General features: G+C 68.0%; 6 protein-coding genes and 1 pseudogene. 2 read left to right on the plus strand and 5 right to left on the minus strand.

The genetic code is table 11. The features are described 5' to 3' along the window. A pseudogene (locus ACWELQ_RS33400) lies at positions 1–712 on the minus strand (hypothetical protein); the annotation flags it as partial. A gap of 212 nt (positions 713–924) precedes the next feature. On the opposite strand from ACWELQ_RS33400, the gene ACWELQ_RS33405 reads away from it, so the two are divergent. Then, entirely contained in the window at positions 925–2,424 is a 1,500-nt protein-coding gene (locus ACWELQ_RS33405) for an MFS transporter (protein WP_452401025.1), read from the plus strand. 23 nt (positions 2,425–2,447) lie between these two features. On the opposite strand, the gene ACWELQ_RS33410 is transcribed toward ACWELQ_RS33405, so the two are convergent. Together ACWELQ_RS33410 and ACWELQ_RS33415 are read right to left on the minus strand one after the other, a co-directional pair. Beyond that, positions 2,448–3,461 carry an alpha/beta hydrolase gene (locus tag ACWELQ_RS33410; protein ID WP_452401026.1) on the minus strand — a complete coding sequence of 338 codons (1,014 nt, stop codon included), beginning with the start codon at positions 3,459–3,461 and terminating at the stop codon, positions 2,448–2,450. A 1-nt stretch (position 3,462) separates the two neighbouring features. Next, on the minus strand, positions 3,463–3,816 hold the full coding sequence (locus tag ACWELQ_RS33415) for a hypothetical protein (RefSeq protein WP_452401027.1): 354 nt from the start codon (positions 3,814–3,816) through the stop codon (positions 3,463–3,465). A gap of 164 nt (positions 3,817–3,980) precedes the next feature. On the opposite strand from ACWELQ_RS33415, the gene ACWELQ_RS33420 reads away from it, so the two are divergent. Further along, a complete protein-coding gene (locus tag ACWELQ_RS33420; protein WP_452401028.1) occupies positions 3,981–4,979 on the plus strand; it encodes a hypothetical protein in 999 nt (332 codons plus the stop codon). A gap of 39 nt (positions 4,980–5,018) precedes the next feature. On the opposite strand, the gene ACWELQ_RS33425 is transcribed toward ACWELQ_RS33420, so the two are convergent. Further along, positions 5,019–5,915 carry an SAM-dependent methyltransferase gene (locus tag ACWELQ_RS33425; RefSeq protein ID WP_452401029.1) on the minus strand — a complete coding sequence of 299 codons (897 nt, stop codon included), beginning with the start codon at positions 5,913–5,915 and terminating at the stop codon, positions 5,019–5,021. 42 nt (positions 5,916–5,957) lie between these two features. Continuing rightward, on the minus strand, positions 5,958–6,815 hold the full coding sequence (locus ACWELQ_RS33430) for an IclR family transcriptional regulator (RefSeq protein WP_452401030.1): 858 nt from the start codon (positions 6,813–6,815) through the stop codon (positions 5,958–5,960). Between the last annotated feature and the right edge of the window lie 103 nt (positions 6,816–6,918).

Here is a 6,918-nt window from a genome sequence, read left to right on the forward strand (position 1 = left end):
CGTCGGCAGGCGGCGTGCTGCCGGGCGGCGGCGTGGAACCGGGCGGCGGCGTCGCACCCGGTGGAGGTGTCGCGCCGGGTGGAGGTGTCGCGCCCGCGGGTGGCGTAGCGCCTGGGGGCGGCGTTGCGCCCGGGGGAGGCGTTGCGCCAGTCGAGGGATTCGCGCCCGACGGAGGTGTCGCGCCCGCAGCCGGATTCGTGCCTGCGGGAGGTGTCGCGCCCGCGGACGGATTCGCGCCGGGTGCCGGCGTTGCGCTCGGGGTCGGTGTGGCCGACGGTTTCTCGTTCGAGGGCGTGGCGACCGCCGGGTCGGAAGCCGTTCCCACCCCGGTCATTTCGAAGATCGACGCGGTGAGCAGCGGAGTGCCGCGCAGCATCACCGACAGGGTGCGCCCGCTGCCCGGCTTGTCCTCGATGCGGGCGATCAGCCCCTTGGCGTCCCCGCCCTGCGCCTGCGCCGGAACGGTGGACAGCACGGTTCCGCTCGGCATGTCCCGCAGCACCACGCACGGCACGCGCACATCCAGTGACAGCGGCACATAGTCCACCAGCGGCGCGGTCACCTGCACCGCCTGCGACTGCGGCCACTCGATACTCGCCCGATCCTGCCGCACCGGCAGCAGCGGCGTGAGCACCGCCAGCACGACACCGAGCACCCCCGCGATGAGGGCGATCAGTTTGATTTGGAAATTTCCCCCGGAAACTGAACGCACGAACGCCGATGCTAGCCATAGCGTCCCGGAAACTCATCGCGGAATATTCGGGCCGGTAGGTTCGATTGGCGGATCCACGGGTATCGCAGCAGGTGAGGCGGCTGCACGCCCACGGAAAGCAGTTGGGCTCGAATGGCCGCGAGGTGCTCTATCGTTTGTCCGGGCAGTCGATGGGTAAGGCAGAGTACGCGGAATCGGACTCGGGAGTCGCTATGTCGGAGGTGCTCGGCGGGGGAGTGGTGCGGACCTTGGTGCCCGCTCGAATCGATCGGCTGCCGTGGTCGAGATTCCATACCCGGTTGGTGGTCGCGCTCGGCGTGGCGTGGATCCTGGACGGTCTGGAGATCACGGTGGCCAGCGCGGTCGCCGACACGCTGACCAAACCGGAGACGCTGCACATGTCCTCGGCCGCCGTCGGTTTGATCGCGACGGTGTACCTGGCCGGTGAGGTGGTCGGCGCGCTGGTCTTCGGGAACCTCTCGGATCGGCTCGGGCGACGCAAACTCTTCCTCGTGACGCTGGGCGTCTACCTCATCGGAAGCGGGCTCACCGCCGCCACGCTGGGCAGCGGCGCGGGCTGGGTGGCCTTCCTGTACGCCACACGGTTCATCGCGGGCATGGGCATCGGCGGGGAATACGCCGCCATCAATTCGGCCATCGACGAATTGATTCCGGCCCGCTACCGGGGCCGCGTCGATATCGCGGTGAACGGAACCTACTGGGCCGGAGCGATTCTCGGCACCCTCGGCACCTATATCCTGCTCAATCACCTCAGCCTGGGCCTGGGCTGGCGGCTCGGCTTCCTCATCGGCCCGGTGCTGGGCCTGGTGATCCTGGTGGTGCGCCGCCATCTGCCGGAGAGCCCGCGCTGGCAGATCATGCACGGTCACGCCCGCGATGCCGAGGAATCCATCGAGGAGATCGAACGCGAGGTGGCGGCGACCGGGGTGCGGCTGCCGCCGGTCGACGAATCCCGGGCGATGGAGGTGAAACCGGCCGATCAGATCGGCTATGTAGCCTTGACTCGGGTGCTGTTCCGCGAGTATCCGCGCCGCGCCATCCTCGGCGCGAGCCTCATGATCAGCCAATCATTTCTCTACAACGCGATCTTCTTCACCTACACGCTGGTGCTCGGCAAGTTCTACGGTGTCCCGTCCGGCTCGACACCCCTGTATCTGATCGCCTTCGCGGTCGGCAATCTGGTCGGGCCGCTCACCATCGGGCACCTCTTCGACACCCTCGGCCGACGCCGCATGATCGCGGGCACCTACCTGCTTTCCGGTGTGCTGCTGGCGATTTCGGCGGTGCTGTTCTACGCGGGCGTGCTCAATGCCATCACGCAGACCGCCTGCTGGTGTGTCATCTTCTTCTTCGCCTCGGCGGGTGCGAGTTCGGCGTATCTCACCGTCAGCGAGATCTTCCCGCTGGAGGTCCGCGCCAAGGCGATCGCCGTATTCTTCGCCATCGCACAATGTTTCGGCGCACTCGGGCCGGTCATCTACGGTGCGCTCATCGGTGACGGCACGCATCCGGGCCGACTGTTCCTCGGCTACCTGCTCGGCGCGGGCGTCATGATCGCGGGCGGGTTGATCGCCTGGTTCCTCGCGGTGGACGCGGAGGGCCGCTCGCTCGAGGATATCGCGCTGCCGCTGGCGGCGCGGCGGTCCGGTCCGGCTCGCGCGGAGGGTGCGGGCGCGCCGTTCTCGACCTGAGTTCGGCTCGCCCGCAGTCGATCTCAGCCCGTGACCGACTTCATCCAATCGATCACGACCGCGTGGTAGTCGCGGGTGTTCGGGGCGAGGTTGATGGCGTGTCCGCTGTCGGGCAGCACGTAGGTGCGCAGCCGGGCGGCGGGCGCGAAGTACGGGGCTTCCGCGGCCTGCAAGGTGGCGGTGTCGGCGCAGATGCTGAAGCCGGGCCCGCAGGCCAGGCGGTCGCGGCCGCCGTCGACGAGAAGCACCGGGATATTCAGCAGGCTGGATTCGCCCGGCAGCGTGGTCAGCAGGCCGTCGGGATACTCGGTGAGCGAGAAGGCTTCCTTGCCCGCCTCGTCCAGGGCGACCACCTGCGGGTCGTAGCCGACGCCGAAGAAGTTGGCGGCACGGGTGCCCGCACGGGCCACCAGATAGTTGGAATCGTAACCGCGCCCGACGAATTCGGGCTCCTCGACGGCCGGGTGATAGGTGCTGATGACACCGAGCACATCCGGGACGCTGAGCGTGTGCGAGTAGCCGGTCAGGATGATGCCGTCGACGTCATGATTGCCGAGGGCCTCCATCATGGAGGTGCTGGAGGTGAGCGAATGCCCGGCGGTGACGACCTTGGTGAAGGGCGCGTTGCCCGCCAGCCCGCCGCGCAGGGCCTGCACCATGACATGCAGTGCGTCCGCGGTGGTCTGGGCGGTCAGCGTCAGCGCGGGCGGCTTGCTGCTCGCGCCGTTGCCGAGCCGGTCGGCCACCAGCGTCGCGTAGCCGGCGGCGTTCATGGCCTTGCGAAAGTTGTAGGTGTCCTGTTGGTAGGGGAAATCCCAATAGACATGGTTGTAGTTGGAGCCCGACATCAGGACCATGACCGTGTCGGTCGGTGTGGCGGGCAGGCACAGCGTCCCCGCGATGGTGCCCTGCGGCACCGGGAAACTGACGTCCTGACAGCCGCCCGCCGCCGCTGGATCGGCATGGGCGAGACCGGGGGTCAAGGACAACAGGGTCGCGGCCGCGCACACGGCCAGCGCCCGTAACGAGGTGCGCACGTTATGAATTCCCTTGGCTGAAGTCGACTTCCACGGCATCGTCGGCGACCGCGCCCGCCACCACCTCGAGGGCACGCGCGTCGAGCGCCCGATAGCCGAGCCGCGCCAGGGTGGTGTGGCGGTGCTCGCTGTCGGCGTCGCGCATGGCGTGCTCGAGGTCTTTCTCGGTGTCGTACAGCGTGATCGAGAACATGGTCCCTTCGGCCGCGTCGTGAAAGAAGAAGATCTGCCGGGCCCCCGGATCGGACATGGCGTAGGGCACGACCTCGTCCTGGATAATGGGAATACTGGCCGCCAGCACATCCGGATCAGTGGGACATGACGCCTTCATCAGACGGGCATAGAGCTTCTTCACAACCGAATCCCTTCCCAGGAGCGGTTCCGAGTCGGGCCATCTTCTGGCGAATGACGATACCCCACACGGTGTTCCGCGACCTGCGCATTCGAGAACGTGGTTGAAGATCTAATATGCACGGTATGGGCGCGCGAAATGTGCACTTCGTCGGTAGTTTTCCGGCCGTGAGCACCGAGGACGCGATGCGGGCGATGCTCGACGGCGCGGGCTCGCGGCTGCGCACCCTGCCCACCGGCGAGACCCGCCGCTACGAGTGGTACATCCAGCCGATCATCGCGGACCTGGTGGCCCAGGGTGCGCTGGAGGTGAAACGGCAGGGCAGCTGGAACTCCAGCCACGAACGGACCGTGCACCGGGCCGCGCGCGGCGCGCGGTTGACCGGCGACATGATGGAACTGGGGTATCTCGGTGAGGCGCGGGAGGCGCTGCCGGTGTTCCGGAGCCTGCGTGCCGAGCGGGATCTGCCCGAGCTGTCGCTGCAGATCGGCATGCCGACCGACTTCACCATGGCCTTCATCGCCATGGGCATGTGCGGGGTGCGCAAACATCAGAAAGCGTTCCACGACGCCACCATTCGCGATATCGAAGGCATCCGGGAGCTGGTGGGCGACGATGTCGTGCTGCAGTTCGAGGCCACCGCCGAGACGGTGCTGATGGCCAAGGCTCAGCCGCTGCACCGGCAGCTCGACACCGCCTTGGGGCTGGGGCGCGGGATCGCCGCGCTGGCCGCGTCGACTCCGGCGGGCACCCGCATCGGCGTGCACCTGTGCCTGGGCAGCATGCGGAACAAGGCGCGGACCACCTTGCGGGACACCCGTCCGCTGGTGGCGCTGGCGAATTCGATTGCCCGCCAGTGGCCTTCGGGGCGCACGCTGGAGTTCGTCCACGGGCCACTGGCCGCCGGGGACATCCCGCCGTCCACGCGGCCGGAGTTCTACGCGCCGCTGGCGGGGCTGCAATTACCCACCGAGACCAAGTTCTACGCCGGGTTCGTCCACGAAACACCCAGTGAGGCAGCGCAGATCGAGACCTTGCGGATGATCGAGGCGGCCATGAAACGTCCGCTCGACGGGGTGGCCAGCGCGTGCGGGCTGGGCCGCCGTCCCCGGCCGATCGCCGATGGCCTCGTCGCTCGTGCCGACCTGCTGGCCGCGGTGGGCTGACCCGCCCCGGCTGTCAGTCTGGTACAGGGACAACGCGGCTCAGTTCTTGCGGCCGACCCCGCACAGCACTACCAGTCTGGTAGGCGGCAATTCGGCATCGAGCCATTCGTTGGCGGGGACGAGGCCGGGTTCCATCATTTCGAGACCCTCGAAGAATTCCGCCACCTGGTCGGCCGTGCGAAAGGCGGGCTGCGACGGGGTGCCGATGGCCCTGGTGCTGGCGGTGTCCTGGAAGAACGGGTGGGTATTGATGGAGGCATGCTGAATGATCAGCACACTGCCCGGCACCATGGCCTCGCGCAGGCGGGCGACGGCCTCGAAGGGCTTCTCGTCGTCCATGACGAAGTGCAGGACGCCGACGATGACGATCGCGACGGGTTGCGCGAAGTCGATTCCCGCTTCTTTCCGTGCCAATTCAAGAACCGTGTCCGGTTCACGAATGTCGGCGAGGATCGGAGTCACTCCCGAGGCACCGGTCAGCAGGGCATTGCTGTGCGCATGGACCACGGGATCGAAGTCGATGGAGGCGACGATCGCGGTCGGGTTGATCTCCTGGGCCACTTCGTGGACATTCGGCGCGATCGGGATGCCGGCGCCGATATCGACGAACTGACGGATACCCTGCTCGGCGGCCCAGCGCACGGACGCGAGCAGGAAGCGTCGACTGTGCCAGGCGGTGATCTTGGTATCGGGGGCGACCTCGAGCATCCGGTCGCCGTATTCGCGATCGGCGTCGTAGTTGTCCTTGCCGCCGAGCATATAGTTGTAAACCCGAGCGGGATTGGGCCGGAAGGGGTCCACCCCTACCGGTGCTCGATTGCCTTCGGACACCACACCTCCCTCGACTTCCCCGCCGATCGTAACCAATTCGTGGCCTCGGCCAGAGGGAAACGCGCAGCTTGGCGGCAACCTCTCAGGGATTGCCGGGCCGCGCAATGGGCTTCGTCCGGTCCCCTGGTGGGTGACCGCCCGGTCGTGTCAGGTGATTCGGCGCGGGCGACCGGTCGGGATGGGGGCGCTTCGGCGTGGCGGGCGGCCTCCGATGGCGGCGGTCAGCGCGGCCGCGACGGCACGCACGGGCATGGCGATATCGGGCCAGATTTGTCCGCATTCAGCGGATTCGGCGTGGTCGTACGGCCTTTCGTGTGGTTTGTCCGGATCTTGGTCGTCGCAGTGATGCCGCACGGTCAGGCCGATGGCGGCGAGCGGGTGCCCGCCGTGATCGAACACCGGGGCCGCGACGGTGGCGAAACCGCTTGTGACATAGCCGTCTTCGACAGCCCATCCGCGCTCCCGCTCGACCTTCAGCATGCCGCGCAACCGCCGCAGATCGCGCGGACCGCGTGCGGTGCGCATGGGGAAGGCGGCCGGGCCGGGGAAAAGGGCGCGCACATGGGCGGGCGCCAGCTGCGCGAGCATGGCCCGGCCGGTCGCGGTCAGGTGTGCGGGCAGTCGCACCCCGACATCGGTGACCAGGGTCTGCGGGCGGGCCGGGCGCTGCTCGATCAGGTACAGCGATTCGTTGCCGTGCAGCACTCCGAGATGCCCGGTCCCACCGGCGGTGTCGACCAGGCCCCGCAGCAGCGGCGCGGCCACCCGTTCCAAGGGGTCCTGGCGCAGGTAGGCGGCGCCGAGTTCGAAGGCGGCCAGCCCCAGCCCGTATCTGCGCTCGTCCGCCAAATAGGTGACGTATCCGGCCGTGCGCAGCTCGTTGAGCAGCTGATACGTGGTGGAGCGGGGGAGCCCCAAGGTCCGGGCGACGAGGGCGGCGGGCACCGGGTGCGGACGCTGCGCGAGCAGGTCCAGTACCGCCAGGCCGCGCCGCAGCGCGGGAATGTCACCACCCGGGAAGCTGGCCTACCTGTGATGTGCACGCCCCCAGAGAATCGTTGTCTTGATCGGGCGGAGTGTATCCGAGGTCGGTGGCTGTGGATTCGGC

It is taken from the genome of Nocardia sp. NPDC004722 (assembly GCF_053601505.1).

What these genes read in the sequence shown, in the direction of transcription:
- ACWELQ_RS33405 (WP_452401025.1), top strand. Translation starts at nt 925, where the DNA reads ATGTCGGAGGTGCTCGGCGGGGGAGTGGTGCGGACCTTGGTGCCCGCT.